The sequence below is a fragment of the Ochrobactrum sp. EDr1-4 genome (assembly GCF_049199085.1).
Taxonomy (GTDB): Bacteria; Pseudomonadota; Alphaproteobacteria; order Rhizobiales; family Rhizobiaceae; genus Brucella.
Map to the genome: position 1 here is coordinate 389,006 of NZ_JBLZOF010000003.1, position 24,374 is coordinate 413,379.

Consider the following 24,374-nt stretch of genomic DNA (forward strand, 5'->3'; position numbering starts at 1 on the left):
AATCATTCTTAAACTGGCTTATTTCTACGGAAAGACTGTCGAAGAAAGTTCGGGCGTTTTGTTTAAAGGCATGAACAACGCAGATCAGCGCACTGATCGTTATTATCAGCATGGTTTCATGCTGGTTGTGACGTGCGTTCTGTCGTTTGCCGCCTTTCTGTTCGCAATAGACCTTTCTGCTCTTGGCGGCGAAACGAGCCGTGCACTTCCCGGAAAAATGGCTGCGCAGCAGATAGATAGCGCACCTGCACTTCCCCCACGCCAGCAATCCACACCGGCAACCCAGCCGATGCGTGCTGTCCTGACAGATGCGATAGCAGCAAAAATCAAGGCAGCTTATCCTCACGGAAATGGCGACGGAATCGCAACATTCTCCAGCGAGATTGTCCTTTATGACGGGCAACCTGTCGAAGCAGCGACAAGCCCTCATTTTTTGAGGCTTTCGCAAAGCAGCTATGCTTCTGCTCGCGCACCACCAGCGATGGTGTAAATCCTTCTTTTGAAGGTGGCTTCGGCTAACCTTGAATCAATTACGAAAAAATGTGCCATAAGCCTTTGTTTTTATTGCAAACTTATAAGCACTCAATATCCGGAATTTCAACTCATGCGTACTTCTAAATGGGTCGCTGTGCTCTATGGACTGATCGTTTTGATCGGTGTCATTATTGCCTTGCCCAATTTCTTTACAAAGCAGCACCTCGAGGCGATGCCGTCGTGGTTCCCAAAACGACAGGTTACACTCGGTCTTGATCTGAGTGGCGGCTCCTACCTCGTTCTCGAGGTGGATGCAGCAAGCCTCAAAAGTGACCGCATGCGCGCACTGCTTGATGATGCGCGTGGGAAGCTGCGTGCTGAACGCATTCAGCCACAGTCGATCCGTGCAGTTGGCGATTCCGTCATCGTGACGATCCCGGATGCCGATCAGCGCGCGAAAGCCGATACAGCGCTTAAGACTCTGATCTCTCAGGTTAACACGACTGGCTTCGGCACCGCGATCAACGACATTGATGTAACCAGCAGCGACAATCAGATTCGTCTGACACTGACACAGGCTGGCTTTACATACCGCCTCGATGCAGCTCTCCAGCAGAGCCTTGAAATCATCCGTCAGCGTGTAGATCAGGTCGGTGTTGCCGAACCATCAATCCAGCGTGTTGGCTCTGACCGCATTGTTGTTCAGCTTCCAGGTCTTCAAGACCCAGCACATCTTCGCCAGCTTCTTGGCAGTACCGCGAAGATGAGCTTCCACATGGTAGCTGATGCCAATCCAAATGACGCACCACCTCCGGGCATCAGCATCTTGCCGGATTCTAAAGATCCAAACATCAAATATCCGGTTGAAGATCAGATCGCTCTTTCAGGCGAACGCCTGACCGATGCCCGTGCGGGATTTGATCAGCGCACCAATGAGCCAATCGTTTCGTTCCGCTTCGATAGCCTTGGCGCGCGTCAGTTCGCAGATATTACAACCAAAAATACTGGCCGTCCCTTCGCCATCGTCCTCGACGGCAAAGTTCTGACCGCTCCACGTATCAATGAACCGATCACGGGCGGCTCCGGTCAGATCACCGGCAGCTTCACGGTTCAGGACAGTGTTGTTCTTTCTGCACTGCTTCGCGCCGGCGCATTGCCTGCTCCGCTGACCGTAATCGAAGAACGCACCGTCGGTCCTGACCTTGGTGGCGATGCCATCAAGATGGGTCTGGTTACGGGTATCGCGGGCTTTATTCTTGTCGCGGTATTCATTCAGCTGCTTTACGGCGTCTGGGGTCTGATCGCCAACGTCGCGCTTTTGCTTCACACGCTGCTCACCTTCGCAGCATTGAGCCTTATTGGCGCAACGCTGACATTGCCGGGTATTGCGGGTATTATTCTGGGTATCGGTATCGCGGTTGACGCGAATATTCTGATCAACGAACGTATTCGAGAAGAAACGCGCAAAGGCCTCGGCGCTATGGCTGCGCTCGATAAGGGCTTCCATGCAGCCTTTGCAACGATTGTTGACTCGAACGTCACCTCGCTAATCTCGACCTTGCTGCTGTTCATGTTCGGCACAGGCCCGGTACGCGGCTTTGCTGTTGCAATGATGCTCGGTATCGTCATTTCGATGTTTACTGACGTTACGCTCGTGCGTATGGCGATGGCCTGGTATGTTCGCAAGCGCAAGCTCAAGGTGCTTGATATCAAGCCACTGATGAAGATTGCTCCGGAAAATCCAACTTTCCGCTTCATGAATGCACGCTTTGTCGGTATTGCCGTGTCCATCGTGTTGTCGCTTGCTTCGATTGGTCTGTTCTTCAAGCCGGGCCTCAATTACGGCATCGACTTCAAGGGCGGTATTCAGGCTGAAATCAGCACATCAAAACCAGCCGATCTCGCGCAATTGCGTGAAAAGCTCAGCGAACTTGGTCTTGGTGAAGTTGCCCTTCAATCAGCTGGTAGCCCGAACGATGTTCTGATCCGCATTCAGCGTCAGGATGGCGGCGAAGAAGCGCAGACGGTTGCCGTCAACAAGATGCGTGAAACGATTGCCGCAATCGACGCTGGCGCAAAGATCGAACGCGTTGAAGTTGTAGGACCAAAAGTCTCTGGCGAACTCGCTCGCTCTGGCTTCATTGCGGTCGTGCTTTCAGCGCTCGGAATGCTCATCTATCTTTGGTGGCGATTTGAGTGGTTCTTCGCGGTTGGCGCGATCATCACGCTCATTCTCGATACAACCAAGATGGTTGGCTTCTTCGCGCTGCTACAGCTCGACTTCAACCTGACGGCCATTGCAGCGCTTCTGACCGCTATCGGTTACTCGGTAAACGATAAGGTCGTGGTTTATGATCGCATGCGTGAAAACATGCGCCTTTATAAATCAAAGCCGCTGCGTGAGATCGTGGACATGAGTATCAATCAGGTGCTCATCCGCTGTATCTATACCTCTGTGACGACGTTCCTCTGCTTGCTGCCAATGGCAATCTGGGGCGGAAGTGCGGTTCATAACTTTGCCGTGCCAATGCTGTTCGGTATCTTTATCGCAACAACCTCGTCGATCTTCATTGCAGCACCGATCCTGCTTCTGCTTGGAAACTGGTGGCAACACCGTCAGGAAGCGCATCAGGCTGTTCTTGAAAACGGTACGACAACACAGAAGTAAGCTCATTGCCGGGCATGGTTTTCGCCATGCCCGGCTTCTTCCATAAATGTTCGCATGACTGAAATCGGGAAGGCCCCGCTATGCCCCATGACACGCCTCTGATTGCGACAATCGTCATTGGTCTGTGTCTTGCATTCATCTTCGGCACTATCGCCACCCGACTAAAAATCTCTCCCCTCGTTGGCTATCTTCTCGCAGGTGTCATTGCTGGCCCGCACACACCGGGCTTCGTTGCCGATCAGGACTTGATCCTTCAGCTAGCCGAAATCGGCGTTATTCTGCTGATGTTCGGCGTCGGCCTGCACTTCTCTCTCAAAGACCTTCTCTCCGTTAAAGCTATCGCCGTTCCCGGCGCACTGGCGCAGATTGCGACAGCTGCAGCACTCGGCACAGCGCTTGGCTTAGCGCTCGGCTGGGATGTAAAAGCCGGTTTGGTTTTCGGTCTCGCTCTTTCAACGGCAAGTACCGTCGTACTCCTGCGTGCAATGCAGGATATGCGCCTCATTGATACGGAGCGCGGTCGTATTGCGATCGGCTGGCTGATTGTGGAAGATCTCGCCATGGTCATGGCGCTGGTACTTCTTCCAGCCCTTGCCAGCATTGGCAGCGAAGCTGGCCATGCCGCGACAAGCGACCCCATCGCTCAATGGCTGGGCCTTGGCATTGGCGGCATCATTCTACTGACGATTGCCAAAGTCGTTGTCTTCATAGCGCTCATGCTGGTTGTGGGACGCAAAGTGATCCCATGGCTTTTGAACGTCATCGTTCAAACCGGCTCGCGCGAATTGTTCCGCTTAGGCGTTTTAGCAATTGCGCTTGGGGTAGCCTTTGGTGCGGCGCATTTGTTTGGCGTCTCCTTCGCGCTCGGTGCGTTCTTCGCTGGCATGGTGATGAGTGAATCGGAACTCAGCCATCGCGCAGCTGAAGAATCTCTGCCGCTACGTGATGCTTTCGCAGTCCTCTTCTTCATTTCCGTGGGCATGTTGTTTGATCCGATGAGCCTCATCCGTGATCCCCTGCCCCTCATTGCAACGCTTGCCATTATTCTCGTGGGCAAGTCGGTTGCCGCATTCTTTATCGTTCGCGCATTCAAACGTCCTGTTGGGACAGCGCTCACTATTTCCGCAAGCTTAGCGCAGATCGGCGAATTTTCGTTCATTCTTGCAGGGCTCGGCGTTGGGCTTAATCTTCTGCCACCAGAGGGGCGCGACCTAATCCTTGCAGGCGCTATCCTGTCGATCTTTCTCAATCCAGTGATGTTCATTGTCGCAGAGCGTCTGCGACCATGGATCGAAACGCGCCTCGGCGTTCAACCGTCCGATATCGGTAGCGCGGACGCTGACATCAGTATTTCTGAACCTGCACGACTTCCTCAGAGCAAGCTCAGGGATCATACGGTGATTGTCGGATATGGTCAGATTGGCCGTCGCGTGGCGGCAAATCTTCAGGAAAATCATATTCCTTTCCTCGTTGTCGAAGATTCGCCAAAGATTTATTTCAGATTGAAAGAAATCGGCATTGAAGCTATTGCGGGCAATGGCTCGGATGCTGAAATATGGGATACGGCGAATCCATCTTTTGCCCAAAATGTTGTGATTGCAATTCCGAATGCTTTTGAGGCAGGACGCATCACAAGTCTTGCAAGGCAGGCGAATCCAGATGTGCGCATTGTTGTGCGTGCCTGTTCGCAAGCCGAAGCTCAATATCTGCACGATCTTGGTGCAGACTCTGTCATTCTCGGCGAAGCAGAAATCGCCGCAGCAATGGAAAAGGCGATGAATAAGGAAGAACGGATTACGAGCGTTTCCACGATACACGCAAAGTCCGGGGCGGATGACAAAGGGGAATTTAATGCGAATTGAACGTGCGGTGGCCAGTTAATGAAGTTCAAGGATTATATCTGGCCGATCATTGGCCTTTGTGCAGTCGCTATATCTGTTTGGCTTCTATATCGGGAGCTGCGTAGTATTTCTCTCGATGACGTTCTGGATAGTCTTTACGCAATTCGCGCGCATCACTGGCTTCTATCTGCCGCAGCTGCACTTCTCGCCTATAGCTCGCTTGCCGGATATGATCGCATCGCGCTTCTTCACCTGCGTCGCAAAATTTCCTGGCTCTTCATCGCCCTTTGCTCGTTCACAACCTACGCTCTTTCGCACAATATCGGCGCATCGGTCGTATCGGGTGCTGTGGTTCGTTACCGCGCCTATTCTTCGCAAGGCATGCCGGGTAGTGAAATTGCTGTCCTGATTGCCTTCTGCTCCTTCACATTCATTCTCGGAGTGATCATCACTTCGAGTGTCGTTCTGCTACTGGAGCCGCATATTCTGATGCGCTTCAATGAGGAACTGACCCCGACAATCTCCGTCATTATCGCATTGGTGATGCTGGCGTTTGTTCTGCTTTATATTTTCGGAAGCTGGCTCCAGCTTCGCCCTTTGCAGATCGGCAAGTTTCGCCTGGAATATCCGCGTCTGCCTGTGGTCACACAGCAGCTTATCGTCGCTCCGCTGGAGCTTATTGGTGCAGCTGGCATCATCTATTTCGCACTGCCGGAAGCTGGAAATCCTGGTTTCCTGATCATCCTTGGCATCTTTCTGGTATCATTCTCAGCAGCGCTCATTTCACACGCTCCGGGCGGCCTTGGTGTGCTTGAACTGGTGTTCCTCACTGGCTTACCAGATATGAACCCCGCTGACGTTCTAGCTGCTCTGATCGTGTTCCGTCTGCTCTATCTTCTCATTCCATTTGCAATGTCGCTCATTGTTGTTCTCGTTTTCGAGAAATCGCAATTCGTGCTTCGCTGGAACGATAAACAAAAGAAATAGCATTGCAGAGGCGGGATTATTTTTTACACTCCCGCCTCTAATTGAATTTATTTTCCTTAAAATGATATGAAATAGCCCTTATCTTGGAAATTGCTTCGCATAACCTCCCAATGCAGAGCAAAAACAGCCTCCCAAGGCATTTTCCAAGAGGAACTAACGCATGCCTGCGACATTGATCATCCCCGGTTATAAGGGATCGGAAGCAGGCCACTGGCAGCGCCAATGGTTGCATGACGATCCGTCAGCAGTGCTCGTCGAACAAGACGACTGGCACTATCCGGTGCTATCCGACTGGATGCACGCGTTTGAAGCCAAACTCGCCGAAAATCCCGGCGCAGTTCTGGTTGCCCATAGTCTTGGTTGTATTCTTGTTTCTCATCTCGCAAGCCGCCCGGCTGCGGCACATGTTGCGGGTGCACTTCTCGTCGCCCCGGCAGACGTTGAAACCATGTCGCGCCGAGACAGCCGCTTTGCGAGCTTCGCACCTTTACCGCGTCACGAACTGGCATTCCCGTCGATTGTCGTTGCCAGCCGCGATGACGAATATATGAGTTTCGCTAAAGCCGAAGCTATCGCCAATGTCTGGGGTTCAGGCTTCGTCGATGTCGGCCATGCAGGACATATCAATGTGGCCAGTGGCTTCACGCATTGGCCAGAAGGCCCAATTCTCGCGTCGTCTCTTCAAAGAGAACCAATAACACACACGCTCTCCCAAGCAGCGTGACCGCGAACCGCCCGCTTCAATAAGCCGGGCGGTTCCATTTTTTCATAAGCGCATCTTCGCCGAAAACCGCTCAACATTTTTCGGGATGCGCTCTAGCTATGTTGTTTGCGCTCAAGCCAGATTTTGAAAACCAGCGTCACAAGCGCTATCAACGCCAATGTTGAAGCGGCAGCAAATGCCCCTGCTACGTTATAATCATTAAACAGCAGTTCGACCTGCAAAGGCAGTGTATTGGTTTTACCGCGAATAGCGCCCGATACAACAGATACAGCTCCGAACTCACCCATCACACGCGCATTACAAAGCACAGCACCGTAAAGCAGCGCCCATTTGATGTTGGGCAGTGTGACATAGAAAAATGTCTGGCAGGCGTTGGCTCCAAGCGTCAGAGCGGCCTCTTCTTCATCACTGCCCTGAACTTCCATCAGCGGAATAAGCTCACGCGCGACAAAGGGCGATGTCACAAACAGGCTCACGAGGAAGATCGCGGGAACCGTGAACATGATCTTGATATCGTAGCTCTCGAGCAACGGGCCGAGCAGTCCCTGTGAGCCATATAAGAAGAGATAGGTAACACCCGCTACAATCGGCGACACGGAAAACGGGATTTCGACAAAGGTAATCAGCAGCCTCCGCCCTGGAAACCGAAACTTCGTGACAAGCCATGCAACGCAAACGCCAAAGGCCATATTGATTGGCACAACGACAATCGCCGTCAGGATGGTTAGCCAGACCGCATGCAAGGTATCAGGCTTCAGGATTTCACTGAAAAAAACACCGACACCCTTGCTGAAGGCATAGGAAAAGATAATTGCCAGCGGCGCGCCAATGCAGATCGCAGAAAGAACAGCTGCAAGGCCAATCAGCAGGTTACGGACCGGACCGGGCGCATTGCGCGCCTGAACACTAGCGCTCTGCATAGCGAAGCTGCCTTGCCTGAATAAGATTGGTCACAAGAAGCATGAAGAAAGCCATCAACAGCATGACGAACGCCAAAGCAGCAGCGGCCGGATAATCATATTCATCGAGCCTGATGAAGACCAAAAGCGAGGTCACTTCTGTTTCAAAAGGCAGATTGCCGGAAATGAAAACAATGGATCCAAACTCGCCAAGGCTACGTGCAAAAGATAGCGAGGCACCTGCAAGAAAGGCCGGAAAGATAGTCGGCCAGATAATATGCGAAAAAATCTGCCACGGCTTTGCACCAAGGCTCCGTGCGGCCTCTTCAACATCAGCACTCATGTCTTCCAGCACCGGTTGCACGGTGCGGATGACAAAGGGAATACTCGTGAAAAACATCGCAACCATGATGCCCATCGGCGCATAGGCAACCTTGATGCCAATCGGCTCAAGGTATCTTCCAAACCAGCCATTGGGCGCAAACAGCGTGACCAATGCCAGACCCGCAATTGCTGTCGGCAGTGCAAATGGCAGATCAACAGCCGCATCGATCAATCGCTTGCCCGGAAACTGATAACGCGACAAAACCCAAGCAAGCAGCAAGCCAAACAACCCATTGAAGACGGTGGCCACCGCTGCCGCACTGATTGTAATGCGAAATGTCGCCAAAGCGCGTTCTGAAGTGACGATCCTCCAGAAATCGCTCCAGCCGAGGCTTGCAGTTTTCAGGATCATCGCCAAAAGCGGCAAGGCAACAATCACCGCCAGATAAAGCAAAGTGCAGCCGAGGGTCAGCCCGAACCCCGGCAGCACCGAATTGCGTTTCATGCTCAAAAGCGACACGAGAGCATTTCCAATATAGTTTGAGGCATTTGAAATGCTCTATCTGGTTTTACACGCATCTTAATCCGAAAACCGTTTCACACTTTTCGGAATGCGCTTTGGATTCTTCCAAAAGAAAGGCGGGGATCGAATGCCCCCGCCGGGTAGTTTTGTTTACTTGGCAGTAAAGAGCTTATCAAGCACGCCACCTTCGGCGAAGTGATCTTTCTGCACCTTGTCCCAGCCGCCAAAAGCATCTTCAACAGTCACAAGACGTACGTCAGGATAAATGTCTTTGTGCTTGGCAATGACATCCTTATCGTGGACGCGGTTGAAATTCTGGGCGAGAATTTCCTGACCTTCAGGGGAATAGAGATAATCGAGATAAGCTTCAGCAATCTTGCGCGATCCACGCTTGTCGACAACCTTATCAACCACCGTCACCGGGAATTCTGCAAGCAGGCTCACTTCAGGAACAACGACGTCGTATTTGTCAGCACCAAGAACCTTTTCAGTTCCACGGGTTTCGGCCTCAAACGTTACAAGAACATCGCCGATGCCGCGCTCAGCAAAAGTTGTTGTCGCACCACGGCCGCCAGTATCAAACACAGGGACGTTCTTGAAAATCTTGCCGATGAATTCGTGAACCTTGTCCTGATCGCCCTTGAAGGCTTCATTCGCATAGGCAGTTGCAGCAAGATAGGTATAGCGCGCATTGCCGGAAGTCTTAGGGTTCGGGAAGACAACCTTTACATCTTCACGCGCCAGATCGTCCCAGTTCTTGATACCCTTTGGATTGCCTTCACGCACCAGGAATGCCGGGAACGAATAATAAGGGGATGAATTGTTCGGCAGACGCTTCTGCCAATCAGCCGGGATCAGATCGCCCTTGTCATGCAGAACCTGAACGTCAGTCACCTGATTGAAGGTAACAACATCAGCTTCTAAGCCCTCGAGAATGGAACGAGCCTGCTTGGAAGAACCGGCGTGAGACTGATTAACGGTAAGATCTTCGCCGTTCTTGGCTTTCCAATCAGCGACGAATGCCTTGTTGACCTGCTCGTAAAGCTCACGCGCAATATCGTAGGAAACGTTAAGGATTTCTGTCGGCTGCTGAGCCTGCACAGGGACGGCACCCAAACCAAGAGCCACCGCCGCATATAGAATAATTTTCTTCATAGATCGCACCCTTCTCACTTTGCTTGCGCAAAGCGCCCATAAATCGACTTTCATTGGGAAACAAATCTACAGAGAGATAGACAAGAATCAATCTAAATCATTGATTTAAATATATAAACTACTATCATAACCATTATTGGAAACCGTACCTAGCAGCAAAATCCGGTGGAGAATAATTTTCTAAATAGCCTTTAAAGCACGCAATAAAAACCAGAAAGCCGGAAGCTTTTGCTTCCGGCTTTCGAAACTTAATCCGCTTGTTAGAGCTTACCAGAACCCGCGATGCTGCCAGCACCAGAGAAAATTTTGCTCGCCGCGTTCAACGCGATTACGGCGTCGCCGGGCAATTTCATCAGCATTCAGCTTCATGCCGCGCCACGGCTGTTCCAGAGATGCCATGACTGCCAGTGCGCCACTTTTCAGGCTTTTAATCAGCAATAAAAATTTGCGGTTCATAACAGCCTCCCGTTAGCATCAACACTTCAAAGCCGCGTTTTCGCCACAACATTGAACGATGTGTTAATTTTGAAGGCTTCTACGAGAAAGTCAATATCCTACTTATTCTATAGGAATTAACAGGATGAAATATTTTGCGAGCAACCGCGCAGCTGCTCGCAAAATTATTCCGTTTTACACCTCGTAATCGTCAACCGGCCGAATACGAACCTTTTCGACATGTCGACCATTCATCGAATGGATCGTAAACTCGAACCCGTCGGAAACGAAGCTCTCACCACCCAGCGGCAAATGCCCAAGGTGCCAAATGACATAACCGGCCAGTGTCGTGTAACGATCACTGTCATCCACAAGATCGCGTTGAAGAATGCTGCTCATACGACGAATGTCGGTGAAGCCATCGACCAGATAACCACCCTGCCCATCCGATTCTGCAACAGATGCCTCTTCGTCTTCATCCGGGAATTCGCCCGCGATGGCCTCAAGCACGTCGGTCGGTGTAACCACACCTTCAAACGAGCCGTGCTCATCAATCACTACAGCAAGCTGTACCGGTGAAACACGCAACTGCTCCATAACGCGCAAAACATTCGCATTTTCATGAACCACGAGCGGCTGCTTAACGACATTATTCCAGTCAATCGGCTTCTTGTCGCTCATATCGAGCAACAAGTCTTTGACCAGCGCCACACCGACAAATTCATCGACCTGACGGCGGGCCACGACGACCCGCGAATGCGAAAGCTCGCGAATTGCCTGATGCAATTCCGCTTCGTCTTCATCCAGATCAAGCCATTCGATCTCATTACGCGGCGACATGATGGTGCGTACAGGGCGATCTGCAAGATCGAGAACGCCGCGGATCATCTCTTTTTCTTCCGGCAGGAAGATGTCGTTGGATGCCGTTTGCTGCGCAATCACATCAACTGTATCGGAGAGCGGATTGTCATCGCGCTGACCACCGAGGAGCCGCAAGACGGCTCCCGCGGTGCGCTCGCGCAGATCGTTGGTTGTCACCAGCTTCTCACGATTCTTACGCGCCATCTGGTTGGCTGCCTCAATCAATACCGAGAAGCCGATAGCGGCATAGAGATAGCCCTTTGGAATATGGAAGCCAAAGCCTTCAACGACCAGACTGAAGCCGATCATCATCAGGAAGCCAAGGCAGAGAATAACAACCGTCGGATGTTTATTCACAAAATCCATGAGCGGACGCGCTGCGAGCATCATAACGCCCACAGCGATAACGACCGCTATCATCATCACAGGAAGATGCTGCACCATGCCGACAGCTGTAATCACGCTATCGAGCGAGAACACCGCATCGAGCACAACGATCTGAACAATGACCTGCCAGAAAACTGCATGAACGACACGCGAGTTCTTTGGCCCATGGGCACCTTCAAGGCGCTCATGCAACTCCATTGTACCCTTGGCGAGCAAGAAGAGACCACCGACCAGCATGATAAGGTCGCGACCGGAGAATGAAAGCTCCATCACGGTAATCAGCGGTTCGCGCAGCGTCACGATCCACGAGATCGATGCCAGAAGCGCAAGGCGCATGACCAAGGCCAATGTGAGACCAATTATACGCGCACGATTACGCTGATGCGGCGGAAGTTTATCGGCGAGAATTGCGATAAAAACGAGATTGTCGATGCCGAGAACAATCTCCAGCACCACCAATGTTACCAGACCTATCCAGGCATTGGGGTCGGCAATCCAGTCCATGGACCAATCCATGATGTGTCGGCTCCTATAAAATCAAAAAGAAGGGGAAACAGAAAAAACGCCGCATGCGTTTTCTTCCCGAACCGTAGAAAAACGGATCGGCGAGAAGAAACTGCAAACGGCGTGAGTAAGCTCAAAGCCTTTTAAGTCCGACGCTCCCTGAAAGGGAGCGGGACTTCGTGAAGACGGGTCGTCAGAACTGTCGTCGGGCATAAAGCGCGATGAACCTTTTAAAAAGACATGAAAGGAGCTGCTTGCTCACCCTCAAATGCCATGTTGTTAAGATTGCTGCATTATGCAGACGCGCGGCTCACGCGCAAGACCATATGCTATTCTGCTGGAGAAACATGAACGCCGCGCTTACGCTCACGACGCGGACGGCCCTTGAAAAAGCGCATACCAACCAAGGTTGCAACGATCGTCACGAGCGTGACCCCGACAACGGCCCAGAACATGTGATCGCCATCCATCTTCGCAAAAATACCGATTCCACGACCCGCGAGCCAGCCCGGCAAGAACATGACAGGTGCCCAGACCATAGCAGAAAGAACGTTTGCCGTCTGGAACCGCTTCTGATCCATCGACATCATGCCTGCAACCATCGGCACCGTGCAGCGCACCGGACCAAAGAAGCGACCGAGGAATACCGCGGAAAAACCATAACGGCGAAAAAGCAAGCGCGCGCGCGCTATACCAGTACGATGCTTATTGAGCGGCCATTTGTGAATAATGCTGCGACCAAGCCACCAGCCAAGCAAATAGGAAACGATATCACCGATTACGGCACCAATGACCGCACCAATGATAATAGGCCATGGCTCAACGATACCAGCACCGACGAGACCACCAATCGCGAGCATGATCGGCGTAGCGGGAATAAGCATTCCAATAATAGCGAGTGACTCGCCGAAGGCGATGACGCCCACGATAGGAGCGGCCCATGCCCGATGATCGGAGATGAACTGTCCGAGGTCGCTGATTATGCTTTCCATTCCGTCCTCAAAATGCCGCGAACCGGATTATGAAAACGCGTCCCAACCTTGGGTGCGGCTTCGGGTTTTCTTAAACGAGGACAATCCGGTGCGTGAACCCCTCGCCTGCCTGCGCGTAACAAACGCTTGCAGCATCTTCTCAATGGCAAAAATCATATTCGCCTATCAAGTCTTTTATATGCCGAAGCATCTCAGACAAGCATCAAAAATTGATGACATGACTGCGACATTTGCGGCGCGCTCATAAAAAGCCGGAAGCAATCATTATCACAATACACAAAAGCATGTGATTTGAGCTTCATGCATATGGAAATTCAGGCGCTTCGTTGCAACCACACACTGAAAAAATGTTTCAAAAACAGAATCATGAATGATTTGATTCCATAAATTCGACCACACATCAGCAATCAAAAGACGCATACCAGAGATGTGCACGATATGCGCGCAATTGGTAACTTAGAAAAACCCAGTATTTCCGGGACTTTTAAAATTCATTCCACTTTTTTTCGTTTTTTTTCAATTGGAGGCTAGACACAAAGAAAAGTGGCCTTTATAGAACCGCTCACTGCACCGGGGCCGCTGCCTCGGAGTAGCGAGTGGGTGATTAGCTCAGTTGGTAGAGCAGCTGACTCTTAATCAGCGGGTCGTAGGTTCGATCCCTACATCACCCACCATTTTCTCCTTTCTTACAAAGAGTTACCGCTGATTACCGAATGCCCGGGCAAGGGCAACGGGAAAACTCTTTCGAAAAATTCCAAACCGCTATCGCCTAACTTTTAGTTCGCTGAAAAGAACGATTCCTTACAAATAGAAATGGCGAAACTGGCACAGTGGTACTATGAGTGCCACATGACCCCCAAAAGCCTTGGCTACACCTTCACACTTCTCGCCGTCACCATCTTCGCAACACAAGACGGTATTTCGAAGTATCTCGGCTCACACTATTCGCCCATCTTTATTACGATGGTGCGTTATTGGGTTTTTGCAGCCTTCGTGATTCTTGTTGCTACGCGTTCAGGGGGAATCGCACGCGCGGCTTCGACAAAGCGCCCAGTCTTGCAGATTCTTCGCGGAATACTGCTCGCAGCTGAAATCGTTATACTCGTTTACGGCCTCAGCCGCGTCGGTATGGCCATGACGCAGTCAATCTTTCAGGCAGCCCCGCTGCTAATCACAATGCTCTCAGTGCCGCTCCTTGGCGAAAAGGTCGGCTGGCGTCGCTGGGTCGCGATTTTCGTGGGCTTATTTGGCGTCCTACTGATTATCGACCCGACACATGTGCAGTTTGACTGGGCGCTCATGTTTCCGATTACCGCCACAGTCATTTTTGCATTTTATGCGATTGCCACACGCGCAGTCAGCAAAACTGACACCTCAATGACCAGCTTTTTCTATACTGGCATTGGCGGCGCAGTTGTTCTCACCATGATCGGCCTATTCCATGTCGAGTCTATCGCTCTGCACGATTGGCCATGGATGGCAGCGCTCTGCGTAACAGGCATCGCCAGCCACTATTGCCTCATTCGCGCTTACGACATTCTTGAAGCCGTTGAAGTGCAGCCGCTGACATATCTACAGTTGGTCGTAGGCGCTTTGATTGCCGTATTGGTCTTCCACGAACAGCTAACCTGGAACGTTCTGACAGGCGCAAGCATTGTTGTGGCAGCTGGCCTCTTCTCAATGTTCAGAGAAAGATTGCGCGCAAAACGAGCATCATAACATTACCAATTATTAATTGGCTTGTTCATATCAGGTTCACCTAAAATGACCGACATTACTCACACGCCAATCAATGGCGCCCTTGTATAGAGTGATGGAGTCATAGAACCATGAAATCGAAGACCTTGTATGTTGCAGTTATCGCGTCAGCATTGCTTTCTACCGCTGCCTTTGCGCAGGAAAAAGCAACCGAAAATACAGGAAAATCGGCGACGGATACTTCCATTACACAAACTGATGGAACCAAAGGCAAGCGCGGACCAATTGATCTGGAAAAGTTCTCCCGCATGGAAGAACTAAAAGCCGCAGATACCAATGGTGACGGTGTTCTGTCTCGCGATGAAATCGAAGCGCTTGCCCTTAAGCGCATGGTAAGCCGTGCAGCAGATCGCTTAGAACGCCGCCTTGACGTTAAGGGCGATGGCAAAATCACGCTCGAAGCGATTGAGAAGCAGCGCCAGAAGGAATTCGCAGCGCTTGATCGCAACGAAGACGGCCAGCTTGATCGTCATGAACTGCGCGCGGCCAAGAAACTCCACCACGGTCCAAAGGGTCCGCATCATGGCGGCAAGGGCAAGATGGAACATCATCACCCAAAGCCTCAGCAGTAAAACTGCATCAATAAAAAAAGCCCCGCATCGCGGGGCTTTTTCCGTTTCAATTACGAGCGAATAACGCCCTTCTTGAAAATGATATTACCATAAAGGCGCTTTTCACCCGAACGGATGACAGCATAAGCAGCGCTTGCACGATCATAAAAAGCAAAACGTTCAATTGGCTCAACTGCGATCTTGCGGCCTTCAGCCTTTTCGATGATCGCTTCAAACTCACCAAAAATCGCTGGCGTATCATTCGGCGCTTCCATGACAGCCGCAGGCAGATCGACAAAGTCATCAAGCGGCAAAAGCGACAGAACAGCCTCTGCAACGTCAGTTGCGCTGATGCCCGGCAAATCGATAACCTGAACGCCAGAAGCCTGTGCAGGATAATTGGCGTCAACGATAACCAGATCGTCGCCATGGCCCATATCCGCAAGCACTTCGAGAAGAGAACCAGTCAGCAGTGGGTTTATATTTTTGAGCATTGATGAGTTCCGAATGGTGAATTTTAATTTGCGCACCCTATCTGAAATTCGGCTGAAAAAGCAAACGCCGGCTACATGAGCCGGCGCTTTTGTTCATCCATTAAAGAATGCTCGTATTAGTCGGCAGTTGCTTCAATATTGATCTTGTCGAGGATCGACATCGGATCTTGCGAAACAGCAATCATTTCCAATGCACCGATACCGCGTTCAGACTTCGATTTCGCAGTCACTTCAAAGGTCTTCGGCTTAGCCAAAAACGTATTGAACGCCGAGATTACGCCCTCAAGCTGTGGCTGATCGGCAGCAAGTTCCTGCAGAACTGCACTCGCGATAAGTGTAAGTGTGCTGCGTGCTTCTTCAACAGACATGTCGTTTTCGTCTGCATAGAGCTTCAGTCCCTTTTCAGCGAGACCTTCATTCTCAACCTTCAGCTTCACTTCACGCGCCTTAAGCCCGAGAAGTGCAACCTGAGCAAGAACCTTATCGCCAGAGAAAAACTCCTTGGAAAAGCCGCCCATCAAGCCGGACATTGAAATCTTGCCCATATCCTTGCCGCTCACAGAAATGTCCTTAATGATAAGGTTCTGTGTTGGCTCATCCCAGTTTGCTTCGACGTTTGAAGAAATCGTGACGCGGTCATAACCAAGCTTACGAAGCTGCTGATACATCTCTTCGCCGCTATCCGCAGGCACTGGCAAAGACATATCTTCATACGTAATACGAATATCAGACGGAATGCCGTTTACAGGCTTATTCAGCGCGACTTCATAGCTTTTAACGCCAATTTTCATGCGATGTGGCAGACCGTCCGGCTTTGGAGCTGGATTGCCGTCTTCATCCTCAATATCAATATCATCATTGACGTTGTTATCATAAGGAACATCGGCTTCGATGCCTTTGACAACAATTGTCCCAAACTCTGGCAGCATCGTCGTGAATGGGAAATTTTCCATTTCCTCTTCATTCAAAGCGGCAAACTTTGTTATCGCTTCCGCTGAAGGTGCCCAATTGAAGCCTTTAAGCGAGAACTCATCCAGCTTAACGTAATCCTTGCCATTGCCAGCATTGAAGCCATTGAGCGACATATCAAGCTTCTTATTGTCGAACGCCATCGACATTTTCTCGATGCTGCCTTCGCCCTTTTCAGCATCGCCTGGCTGAATCTTCATGCCAAGCAGTTCAACGTCGCCCTTACCAATCGTATCAAAAAGACCGATCAGACGAACAAAGAATTCTTTACGCTCTTCCGGGGGAAGCGCATCAATATCCTGAGCTGCTTCCAGCTTTTGCAAGGTTTCCGTAATTGGCTCCGCTGGCAGGCGCATGGTGAAACCATTGCTGCGGATTTCAGCATAGCTGAAATTCGATTTCGTGCTTTTAATCACGATGTCTTTTGCAGAGAATGGCCCATAAACTGGCTTGGCTTCGGTGTCATTTGGACCCGCAGCTTCGGTGTAAAGACGCGCGATGAAAACACCGTCAATGTCTTTACCTTCTGATACGCCGATCGTGCCGGCCATGCGTTCTTCTTCAATCGTGCCTGACTCATTTGGCAATGTCAGATCGAGATCAAAGGTCGCTCCAGAAGAAGTATAGCGCGCCACGTGACCATGCACGATATCTTCAAGTGTAACATCCTTGTAGGACGTCTTTTGTTCCTTATCGTTCAGCATCTGAACGACATTGATTTCTGGAATAGACATGCTCTTTGCAGAAAAACGACCAACGCGCTCGGCAAGGCTCAGCTCACCATTCCCAAAAGTGTCGCGCAACATGCCAATGTCGAAATTGGCGTCGTCAATAAGAACACTTGGCAGCGCAATTTTGAACTGCGCAACTTCTGTTTTGATGTCCTTGGCGTCCAGCATGCCATTCAGGAACAGGATTTTTGGACGACCTTCAATCGAACCAATCGTAATGTCCGTGCCGTCTTTAAGAGGCAGGACCACATCGGTCAGCTTGATATGACCAAGGAAGTCAGCTGAAACGGAGGCAGCTTTACCGCCGCGCCGTTCAAGCTGAGCATTGATCGTCTTTTCGAGTGTAATCTTGTATCCGACTGCACCTGCAGCGGCGATGGCGATGACTGCTACTGCTGCCCAAAGCGCCTTGCGTCCGCCTTTGCGTTTTCCGCTCGTTGCCTGCTCCACGATTTCTCATCCTTTCAGCGCAATTTCAACGGTATCTGATAGATGATTGGTTAATCACAAGAAATTGTAAGAGCAAGCAGGATTGGCCGAAATTTGGGATTTTTGACCATCCGGTGGAAAAATGCTCGCAATTTTGCAAATTTATTCAATGGAAACTGCAAAAATCTACCGTAGTCGTTTGCGCGTGTGCAGGACGAAATCATCATCGATTTTTAACAAATGCCCATCGATTCCATAAACCTCGTTGAGCAAATGAGGAGTAAGAACCTCTTCCGACATGCCATCGGCAACGAGTTTGCCCTGATCAAGAACAATCAGCCGCGTGCAGTATTTTGCAGCCAAGCCAAGATCATGCAGCGAGGCGATCACCGTCTTTTTCTCTGCTGCAAGCGCAGTAAACACTTCCATCAGTTCAAGCTGATGCGCAGGGTCCAGTCCGGCCACTGGTTCGTCTGCCATGATGATAGGTGTATCCTGCGCCAAAACACGCGCAATCAAAGCGCGCGCTCTTTCACCGCCCGATAATTCATTGGCAGGACGCAACGCAAACTCAGCCACACTCATACGCTGCATTGCTGTTTCAATGGCGGCTTCATCGCCGCTGTCCAAACCGGCAAAAACCGGCTTCAACGCTGAACGCCCGAGCGACACAAGCATACGAACCGTGACGGGCCATGCAACATCGCGTTCCTGCGGCAGATAAGAGATCGCCTTGGCACGGTCGGCGACGTGCATGCGTCGCAAGTCCGAACGATTGAGTAAAAGATTGCCATTTGAAGGCGTAAGCCCAAGTATTGCGCGCAAAAGCGTTGTCTTACCGGCACCGTTCGGCCCGATCAGGCCGATAAATTCGCCTTCACCCACTTCAAAGCTGACAGTTTCAAGAACGGCTTTGTGACCGAGCGACACATCAAGGTTTTTAACGGAGAGCATAGTCATACCAGCCGCCTCCGATATTTAAACACAAGCCACAAGAAGAACGGAGCGCCGATGATTGCGGTCAGCACACCAAGCTTCAATTCGCGCCCAGGCATGATCACTCTCACCAGAACATCGGCAGCCAGCAATAGTGCCGCCCCACCAAAGGCACTGGAAACGAGCAGCCGCGATGGTCTTGCACCAACCAGCGGACGCAACAAATGCGGCACCACAAGGCCGACGAAACCGATTGCACCAGCTACTGCGGTCGAGGCCCCGACACTGGCCGCAGTGCCAAGAACTGCCAAAACCTGAACGCGGGAAAGATTAACGCCCATACTGGCGGCAGCATCCGACCCCAGTGTGAGACTATCGAGCGCGCGTCCGAGCGAAAACAACATCACCCAGCCAATCAAGATAAATGGCGCTGCAAGCCACACATGCGTCATTGAGCGATCAGCCAGAGAACCCAGCATCCAGAACACGATTTCCATCGCCGCAAATGGATTGGGCGACAGATTAAGCGCAAGTGCCGTCATGGCCCCTGCAAGACTGGTGACGGCAACACCTGCGAGGATAACCGTCAGCGTTCCGGCGTGACGCCCTGCGAGAGCCTTTACCAGAAAGACTGACAAAAACGCACCGACCAGCGCCAGCAATGGCAGAGCCAGCGGGAAAACCTGCGAAAGCCCGGTATAGATTGCGATCACTGCACCAAGGGATGCGGAGGAGCTCACCCCAAGAAGTCCCGGTTCAGCCAAAGGATTGCGCAAATAGCCCTGAAGGGCCGCGCCTGAAAGCCCAAGCGACGCACCGATCAACAAGGCAAGGATTGCACGTGGAAGACGTATCTCACGCATGACCAACACAATCACATCGCCCTGCCCGGTAAAAAGTGCCCGAATACTCTCACCCACACTGATCGATGCAGGACCAACCAGCAGAGAAAGTGCAAAGAGCGCGAGAACCAGCAAACCCAGAGCAACAAGCAGGAGATAAAAACGCCCGGTTTCAGTCACGCGCGGCCTCCGCGAGCTTTGCAACAGCCTCAACACTGAATGGCCCACCACATACTGTCAGATTATCGTTGAGTGCCACCATCCGCGTATGGCCTTCAAGAGCACGCAATGCCGGATGCTCGAAATTCTCAAAAGCCAGTGCCGGCGGTCGCCCGCGTGACCCTCGAACCAGAATATCAGGCTTCTCCATGACCAGCATTTCCAATGGCAACATCGCGGAACCACGAACGCCTGCCTTGTCGGCGATATTATCAAGCCCCGCCAGACGGATCGCTTCATCAATCAACGTCCCGCGCCCCGCCGTATAGCTATTGGCATAATAAAGCGCCACAGTTGGCTTGCGATCAGGCCTTCTGATCGACAATAAATCCGCATCCATTGCAGCAATCTGACGTGCAGCTTCTTCTTGGCGTCCCAACAATTCCCCCAGCCGCTTCATATGCGTTTTGATATCCTGAAATGATCGTGCAGGCGCGAACTCCTCAACCCGCACGCCCAAATCACGCAAAAGCCCAACTGTTGCACGCGAAGAGAATGTACCTGCCAACACCAGATCGGGCTTCATGAGAAAAACTTCCTCCGCCTGCCCATGATTAACGGGCAATCCCTTTGCCTTCTCACTCATCACTGACAAAAGAGGATCACGCGAGAGATAGGACACCGATTGCAATTGCGCGGGATCAGACAGCAATATTGCAAGCTGATCCGTGCAGACATTCATCGACACGACACGTTGAGGGCGTTCTTCTGCGAATGCAGAATGAAAGCCAGCGAGAAACAGGCCTGCCAGAAGACAAAGCCTCAGATTCTTCATAACTGTCTGTCTACGCGCCCACATCATCTGCAATCAGAAATTCCGCGTTAGCCCAATATTTATGGTGCGCCCGGGCGCAATATAGCCAGACGTTGTCTGATAATCCTTGTTGAAAATATTCTCGACCGACAGCTTAAGTTGAGACTGCGCATCGATGTCATAAAGCGCAATGAAATCTGCCGTTACATAGGGATCAAGCTTATTGGTGTTGGCAGCATTTGTGAAACGTGAACCGCCATAAAGCAGCCGCGCAGTCAGATCGAGTTTGTCGACCGGCTTGTAGCTAACTTCTGCCGTTGCTTTGACCCGTTCGCGATAAGCCAGATCATTATCACTGTCTTCATCAATCGGACGCTTCAGATCAATAGAGCCTTTCACACCCCACCTCTCGTTAAAGCGATGAGACAGCGTGGCTTCAAAGCCGGTGATCTTTGCTCGCGCAACATTATAGGGCAGATAAGAAGGCGCTGTGCTCATGATCGCATCGCGCAACCACGTCTGGTAAAAAGCCATATCGAGGCTGGTTTTATCTGTTGCCTGCCAGTTAAGACCCACTTCATAAGAACGGGATTTTTCTGGTTGCAGATCAGGATTTGCATAACCGGGATAATAAAGCTCATTGAAGGTCGGCGCACGAAAGCCTGTGCCAAATGACGAGCGCAGCACCAAATCAGGCAATATCTCATAGCTCGCTCCGGCATTATAAGTCACAACGTCGCCAAACTGCTCGTTGTGATCATAACGCACGCCGCCATCAAAGCGCAGCGCATCATATTCCAGCGAATATTGTCCGAACACTGCCGCCAAATCGCGACTGGTTTCCGCATAGACCGTCGTGGCATTCACCTCCTCACGATAGGCCTCAACCCCACCCGTCACCACATGAGAGACGCTGCCTGTTTCAAATTGCTTTTCAGTCGAAGCAAAGAGTCCGTAGCGCTTGGTTTCAAACAGATCAGAACCACTAACGTTCTTACGGAAGTTCCGACTGTGATCCAGCCCTGAACTGAGTTCAATCGTCGAAGACCAGTCGTCCGTATGATCAATACGCGTGCCAATTTTTCCATTGAAAGCGGTCGTGTAAGCTTCGTTAAAAGACGGTGCTGTTGCGTCATATTGGTTGCGCCCGCGGCTCAACAGACCATCCGTATAAATGCGGCCCCAGTCGAAATCCTTTGCAAGGGAGAAATTGAACGAGCCTTGCAGAAATCCATCACGATCCGGTTCATAACCGAATGTTCCCGGCTGTTTGAAATTATAACCTTGCGTACCTGTTACCGCCGCACCAAACGCATAATCAATGCCGTCTTTGCTCTGGCCTTGCAGAGACGCAGACGCATAGCCACCCCATGGATGCGTGACGCCCGTTGTAACGCTGCCACAGAAAGAACGCTCACCGCAGGCACCGCCCTGCTTGGTGATGATATTGATCACACCGCCCATCGCATCCGCACCATATTGCGAGGAATGTGCACCTTTGGCGATTTCAATACGATCAATTGAACTGAGTGGAATATTGGCAAGCGATGTTGCGCCAGTCGTCGCTGATGCAGTTCGTACGCCATTGACTAAAACAACGGTCTGTTTCGACGACATACCGCGAATATGGAGATTGGAAGAGGACCCCTGCCCGCCATTGGTGGTGATCGAGATACCGGGGTAATATTGAAGCAGTGATTGCAGATCAGGCGCTGCTGAACGACCTATCTCTTGGCTGTCAATCACCGTGACGGACGATGTGGAGCGCTGCAACGACGTCGCGCGACGAAGCGGCGTGACGACAATCGTATCGAGCACAAGGCCATCCTGAGCGTTAGTGTTCGTCTGGGAAAAGGCATCAAGCGGCATAACCACCAAAATAGTGGATGCGAGATAGGCCGATAGTCGGAGAATATGCATTAGTCTACTTCCTGCGCGCAAGCGTTGCTTCACCGCAGGTGTCAGAAATCAGGGCGTAAACGCCCCGTCTTTGTCCCACGGCAACATTTCACAATGTCACCGCTACGGACGGCCGCGACTGGACACCCCTCGTGTCAGCCATGGGTGACTGGATGCGGCAGGTCTCCTGACTTCCGGGTCTTCATCAATCCTCCGCCTTCCCGAACGCGAATGTTCAGTGGCTATGATCGCGATAACGATCATGGGAGGACGACTCTCCGGTCACAGTTGCGGGGGCAGTCTCGGTCTCAGCTCTTCAAATAAGCCTCACCGTGTTCCCTTTTCATCCACCCTTGCGGGCAGAACCGTATCCTAGGGCGAGCGATAGCAAGCGGATCGCAGATTATCAACTGCAACATAATGCCCCTCTGAATCACATTGGCAGCAAACATTCAGAAGCTATTGAAGCACAAGGTATTTTGAAAAGGAGTTTTCGCGGGTGCTGATTGAGAGAGATGGAGGGCAATGTTGACAGCACCCGCTGACTGTCGATCAGGGCAACACTGCAAAAAAAGATCGCGCTGGTGCGCTCGACAGATCCTTGAATGAGAAATTCTTAGCCGGGATGTCGCTTTAGGTTGGGCCTCGACATCCCGGGCCGTCAGTTCTGGTGGAACCTGACAACGATCAATCACTAGCACCAGCAGGCAGATGCTTTCTTTGATTTAAATCAATTAGATAATAAATATATGCGATCTCACCCGCTATTTTTGCGGGCTGCACTTGCCCCATCTTTTTTTCAAATATGCAGAAACGCTTTTAAGTTTGGGATCAGACAGAAATCCTTGGCGGAAAAGAATGCTGCCTTTTACCTCTGGTATTGCGTTGTTGAGATCAAGCTGGCGCTTAATTTCATCGACGCCATTTCCCTCAAGCCACTCGGGTTCAGACTTCGAAGAACTACCAGCCCGATATAGCGCCATACCGATATAGAGATCGGTCTTCGAACCGCGCACAGTATCCGCCCACCATCTGACAATCGGACCATAGGGCACATCTTTGCGCCCGGACGACCAGTAAACCTGCGGCGCTATATAGTCGATGAGACCATCCTTCACCCAAGCGCGCGTATCAGCGAAGTCGCCATCATAATTAGTTTTGCCCGCACGCGTCGCAGAGCCACGCGGATCATCCGCCTGATTGCGCCAGACACCGCCCGGGCTAATGCCAAACTGAACATGCGGTTTGATCGCCTTGATCCGGTCTGAAATTTCCTGCACCAGCGTATAAGTATTGTAGCGTCGCCAGTCATACTTACTGGAGAACTTTGTCCCAAAACGCTTATAGGTTTTGTCATCCTTGAGCGGCGAGCCTTGGGTTTCATAATAGAAATAATCGTCGAACTGGATACCATCGACATCGTATTTCTGAACCACTTCGGCAGTGATATTACTCACCCATTGGCGCACAGCCGGAATGCCTGGATCAAGGACATAACGATCCGCTGAAATACCCACCCATTCCGGATTGGTCTTATAGACGCTCGGCGGGGAATCATTGGAAGAGCCCTTCAGCTCTTTGCGTGTCGCAGGCCGCACATCCATCGAAACCCGGTAGGGATTAAGCCATGCATGAAGCTCAATACCGCGCTTATGTGCTTCCGAAATCGCAAAGCGCAACGGGTCAAAGCCCGGATCTTTTCCAAGCGTGCCTGTCAGATAAGACGACCACGGCAGATAATCTGATTTATAAAAGGCGTCCGCAGCAGGCGAAACCTGAAAAATAACAGCATTGATGCCATGTTCGGTTGCCTCATCAAACATGCGCACCAGCTCTTGCTTCTGGCGCTTCACGCGTTCGGAATCATTTTCAATCTGTGTAGAAGCTCTCGATGGCCAATCCAGATTAAGAACAGTCGCAACCCAGCTCGCATGAAATGTATCGCAATCAAGTGGCATGGATTATCGAAGCCCTATTCTATTTTATATCAACGACATATACGGTTTGTTATGATCGTC

General features: G+C 51.3%; 21 protein-coding genes, 1 tRNA gene and 1 riboswitch. Of the genes, 9 read left to right on the forward strand and 13 right to left on the reverse strand.

What is annotated here, in order from left to right:
* Window positions 1–70 precede the first annotated feature (70 nt).
* The 5 genes from ACOZHT_RS12955 to ACOZHT_RS12975 all read left to right on the forward strand — a co-directional run bounded on the left by ACOZHT_RS12955 (window position 71) and on the right by ACOZHT_RS12975 (window position 6,694).
* Window positions 71–490 carry a hypothetical protein gene (locus ACOZHT_RS12955; RefSeq protein WP_421565807.1) on the forward strand — a complete coding sequence of 140 codons (420 nt, stop codon included), beginning with the start codon at window positions 71–73 and terminating at the stop codon, window positions 488–490.
* Between the two features lie 114 nt (window positions 491–604).
* A complete protein-coding gene (secD, locus tag ACOZHT_RS12960; protein WP_339513711.1) occupies window positions 605–3,142 on the forward strand; it encodes a protein translocase subunit SecD in 2,538 nt (845 codons plus the stop codon).
* 80 nt (window positions 3,143–3,222) lie between these two features.
* The gene (gene ybaL / locus ACOZHT_RS12965; protein ID WP_421565808.1) at window positions 3,223–5,004 is read left to right on the forward strand and encodes a YbaL family putative K(+) efflux transporter; all 1,782 of its coding nucleotides are present in this window, start codon (window positions 3,223–3,225) and stop codon (window positions 5,002–5,004) included.
* Between the two features lie 18 nt (window positions 5,005–5,022).
* Window positions 5,023–5,970 (forward strand): lysylphosphatidylglycerol synthase domain-containing protein, encoded by a 948-nt coding sequence (locus tag ACOZHT_RS12970; RefSeq protein WP_339513709.1) that lies wholly within the window; start codon window positions 5,023–5,025, stop codon window positions 5,968–5,970.
* 160 nt (window positions 5,971–6,130) lie between these two features.
* Window positions 6,131–6,694: an alpha/beta hydrolase gene (locus ACOZHT_RS12975; protein ID WP_421565809.1), complete on the forward strand. Its 564-nt coding sequence runs from the start codon at window positions 6,131–6,133 to the stop codon at window positions 6,692–6,694.
* Between the two features lie 92 nt (window positions 6,695–6,786).
* On the opposite strand, the gene cysW is transcribed toward ACOZHT_RS12975, so the two are convergent.
* From cysW to ACOZHT_RS13005, 6 genes are all read right to left on the reverse strand, one after another.
* The gene (cysW, locus tag ACOZHT_RS12980) at window positions 6,787–7,614 is read right to left on the reverse strand and encodes a sulfate ABC transporter permease subunit CysW (RefSeq protein WP_339513705.1); all 828 of its coding nucleotides are present in this window, start codon (window positions 7,612–7,614) and stop codon (window positions 6,787–6,789) included.
* A complete protein-coding gene (gene cysT / locus ACOZHT_RS12985; protein WP_339513838.1) occupies window positions 7,601–8,422 on the reverse strand; it encodes a sulfate ABC transporter permease subunit CysT in 822 nt (273 codons plus the stop codon). The genes cysW and cysT overlap by 14 nt, the downstream gene beginning before the upstream one ends.
* 168 nt (window positions 8,423–8,590) lie before the next feature.
* Window positions 8,591–9,595: a thiosulfate ABC transporter substrate-binding protein CysP gene (cysP, locus tag ACOZHT_RS12990; protein ID WP_250038915.1), complete on the reverse strand. Its 1,005-nt coding sequence runs from the start codon at window positions 9,593–9,595 to the stop codon at window positions 8,591–8,593.
* 267 nt (window positions 9,596–9,862) lie between these two features.
* A complete protein-coding gene (locus ACOZHT_RS12995; protein WP_339513844.1) occupies window positions 9,863–10,051 on the reverse strand; it encodes a hypothetical protein in 189 nt (62 codons plus the stop codon).
* A 174-nt stretch (window positions 10,052–10,225) separates the two neighbouring features.
* Complete coding sequence (locus ACOZHT_RS13000; RefSeq protein ID WP_339513703.1) at window positions 10,226–11,794, reverse strand: TerC family protein; 1,569 nt, start codon at window positions 11,792–11,794, stop codon at window positions 10,226–10,228.
* Window positions 11,795–12,111: 317 nt separating this feature from the next.
* The gene (locus tag ACOZHT_RS13005; protein WP_421565810.1) at window positions 12,112–12,774 is read right to left on the reverse strand and encodes a DedA family protein; all 663 of its coding nucleotides are present in this window, start codon (window positions 12,772–12,774) and stop codon (window positions 12,112–12,114) included.
* On the opposite strand from ACOZHT_RS13005, the gene ACOZHT_RS13010 reads away from it, so the two are divergent.
* The 4 genes from ACOZHT_RS13010 to ACOZHT_RS13025 all read left to right on the forward strand — a co-directional run bounded on the left by ACOZHT_RS13010 (window position 12,764) and on the right by ACOZHT_RS13025 (window position 15,104).
* Window positions 12,764–13,021, forward strand: coding sequence for a hypothetical protein (locus ACOZHT_RS13010; RefSeq protein ID WP_339513698.1), 258 nt, complete (start codon window positions 12,764–12,766; stop codon window positions 13,019–13,021). The two genes, ACOZHT_RS13005 and ACOZHT_RS13010, sit on opposite strands and share 11 nt — an antisense overlap.
* A gap of 351 nt (window positions 13,022–13,372) precedes the next feature.
* Window positions 13,373–13,448 (forward strand) — tRNA-Lys (locus ACOZHT_RS13015).
* 175 nt (window positions 13,449–13,623) lie between these two features.
* The gene (locus ACOZHT_RS13020; protein WP_339513696.1) at window positions 13,624–14,493 is read left to right on the forward strand and encodes a DMT family transporter; all 870 of its coding nucleotides are present in this window, start codon (window positions 13,624–13,626) and stop codon (window positions 14,491–14,493) included.
* A 110-nt stretch (window positions 14,494–14,603) separates the two neighbouring features.
* Window positions 14,604–15,104: a calcium-binding protein gene (locus ACOZHT_RS13025; RefSeq protein ID WP_339513694.1), complete on the forward strand. Its 501-nt coding sequence runs from the start codon at window positions 14,604–14,606 to the stop codon at window positions 15,102–15,104.
* A 50-nt stretch (window positions 15,105–15,154) separates the two neighbouring features.
* Here ACOZHT_RS13025 and ACOZHT_RS13030 read toward each other — a convergent pair whose 3' ends face one another.
* From ACOZHT_RS13030 to ACOZHT_RS13060, 7 genes are all read right to left on the reverse strand, one after another.
* Window positions 15,155–15,577 carry an RbsD/FucU family protein gene (locus ACOZHT_RS13030; RefSeq protein ID WP_339513692.1) on the reverse strand — a complete coding sequence of 141 codons (423 nt, stop codon included), beginning with the start codon at window positions 15,575–15,577 and terminating at the stop codon, window positions 15,155–15,157.
* A gap of 116 nt (window positions 15,578–15,693) precedes the next feature.
* Window positions 15,694–17,727 (reverse strand): hypothetical protein, encoded by a 2,034-nt coding sequence (locus ACOZHT_RS13035; protein WP_339513690.1) that lies wholly within the window; start codon window positions 17,725–17,727, stop codon window positions 15,694–15,696.
* 165 nt (window positions 17,728–17,892) lie between these two features.
* On the reverse strand, window positions 17,893–18,666 hold the full coding sequence (locus ACOZHT_RS13040; protein ID WP_339513689.1) for an ABC transporter ATP-binding protein: 774 nt from the start codon (window positions 18,664–18,666) through the stop codon (window positions 17,893–17,895).
* Window positions 18,663–19,664 carry an iron ABC transporter permease gene (locus tag ACOZHT_RS13045; protein ID WP_339513687.1) on the reverse strand — a complete coding sequence of 334 codons (1,002 nt, stop codon included), beginning with the start codon at window positions 19,662–19,664 and terminating at the stop codon, window positions 18,663–18,665. Before ACOZHT_RS13045 ends, ACOZHT_RS13040 begins: the two co-directional genes overlap by 4 nt.
* On the reverse strand, window positions 19,657–20,478 hold the full coding sequence (locus ACOZHT_RS13050; RefSeq protein ID WP_421565811.1) for an ABC transporter substrate-binding protein: 822 nt from the start codon (window positions 20,476–20,478) through the stop codon (window positions 19,657–19,659). The genes ACOZHT_RS13045 and ACOZHT_RS13050 overlap by 8 nt, the downstream gene beginning before the upstream one ends.
* A gap of 33 nt (window positions 20,479–20,511) precedes the next feature.
* The gene (locus ACOZHT_RS13055) at window positions 20,512–22,377 is read right to left on the reverse strand and encodes a TonB-dependent receptor domain-containing protein (RefSeq protein WP_339513683.1); all 1,866 of its coding nucleotides are present in this window, start codon (window positions 22,375–22,377) and stop codon (window positions 20,512–20,514) included.
* A 139-nt stretch (window positions 22,378–22,516) separates the two neighbouring features.
* Window positions 22,517–22,741, reverse strand: a riboswitch (cobalamin riboswitch).
* 379 nt (window positions 22,742–23,120) lie between these two features.
* Window positions 23,121–24,314, reverse strand: coding sequence for a glycoside hydrolase family 10 protein (locus tag ACOZHT_RS13060; protein ID WP_339513681.1), 1,194 nt, complete (start codon window positions 24,312–24,314; stop codon window positions 23,121–23,123).
* Window positions 24,315–24,374 lie beyond the last annotated feature (60 nt).

What these genes read in the sequence shown, in the direction of transcription:
- ACOZHT_RS12955 (WP_421565807.1), top strand. Translation starts at nt 71, where the DNA reads ATGAACAACGCAGATCAGCGCACTGATCGTTATTATCAGCATGGTTTC.
- ACOZHT_RS12970 (WP_339513709.1), top strand. Translation starts at nt 5,023, where the DNA reads ATGAAGTTCAAGGATTATATCTGGCCGATCATTGGCCTTTGTGCAGTC.
- cysT (WP_339513838.1), bottom strand. Translation starts at nt 8,422, where the DNA reads ATGAAACGCAATTCGGTGCTGCCGGGGTTCGGGCTGACCCTCGGCTGC.
- ACOZHT_RS13000 (WP_339513703.1), bottom strand. Translation starts at nt 11,794, where the DNA reads ATGGATTGGTCCATGGACTGGATTGCCGACCCCAATGCCTGGATAGGT.
- ACOZHT_RS12995 (WP_339513844.1), bottom strand. Translation starts at nt 10,051, where the DNA reads ATGAACCGCAAATTTTTATTGCTGATTAAAAGCCTGAAAAGTGGCGCA.
- cysW (WP_339513705.1), bottom strand. Translation starts at nt 7,614, where the DNA reads ATGCAGAGCGCTAGTGTTCAGGCGCGCAATGCGCCCGGTCCGGTCCGT.
- ACOZHT_RS13025 (WP_339513694.1), top strand. Translation starts at nt 14,604, where the DNA reads ATGAAATCGAAGACCTTGTATGTTGCAGTTATCGCGTCAGCATTGCTT.
- ACOZHT_RS13020 (WP_339513696.1), top strand. Translation starts at nt 13,624, where the DNA reads ATGACCCCCAAAAGCCTTGGCTACACCTTCACACTTCTCGCCGTCACC.
- ACOZHT_RS13040 (WP_339513689.1), bottom strand. Translation starts at nt 18,666, where the DNA reads ATGACTATGCTCTCCGTTAAAAACCTTGATGTGTCGCTCGGTCACAAA.
- ACOZHT_RS13060 (WP_339513681.1), bottom strand. Translation starts at nt 24,314, where the DNA reads ATGCCACTTGATTGCGATACATTTCATGCGAGCTGGGTTGCGACTGTT.
- ACOZHT_RS13050 (WP_421565811.1), bottom strand. Translation starts at nt 20,478, where the DNA reads ATGAAGAATCTGAGGCTTTGTCTTCTGGCAGGCCTGTTTCTCGCTGGC.
- ybaL (WP_421565808.1), top strand. Translation starts at nt 3,223, where the DNA reads ATGCCCCATGACACGCCTCTGATTGCGACAATCGTCATTGGTCTGTGT.
- ACOZHT_RS13055 (WP_339513683.1), bottom strand. Translation starts at nt 22,377, where the DNA reads ATGCATATTCTCCGACTATCGGCCTATCTCGCATCCACTATTTTGGTG.
- cysP (WP_250038915.1), bottom strand. Translation starts at nt 9,595, where the DNA reads ATGAAGAAAATTATTCTATATGCGGCGGTGGCTCTTGGTTTGGGTGCC.
- secD (WP_339513711.1), top strand. Translation starts at nt 605, where the DNA reads ATGCGTACTTCTAAATGGGTCGCTGTGCTCTATGGACTGATCGTTTTG.
- ACOZHT_RS13005 (WP_421565810.1), bottom strand. Translation starts at nt 12,774, where the DNA reads ATGGAAAGCATAATCAGCGACCTCGGACAGTTCATCTCCGATCATCGG.
- ACOZHT_RS13010 (WP_339513698.1), top strand. Translation starts at nt 12,764, where the DNA reads ATGCTTTCCATTCCGTCCTCAAAATGCCGCGAACCGGATTATGAAAAC.
- ACOZHT_RS13030 (WP_339513692.1), bottom strand. Translation starts at nt 15,577, where the DNA reads ATGCTCAAAAATATAAACCCACTGCTGACTGGTTCTCTTCTCGAAGTG.
- ACOZHT_RS12975 (WP_421565809.1), top strand. Translation starts at nt 6,131, where the DNA reads ATGCCTGCGACATTGATCATCCCCGGTTATAAGGGATCGGAAGCAGGC.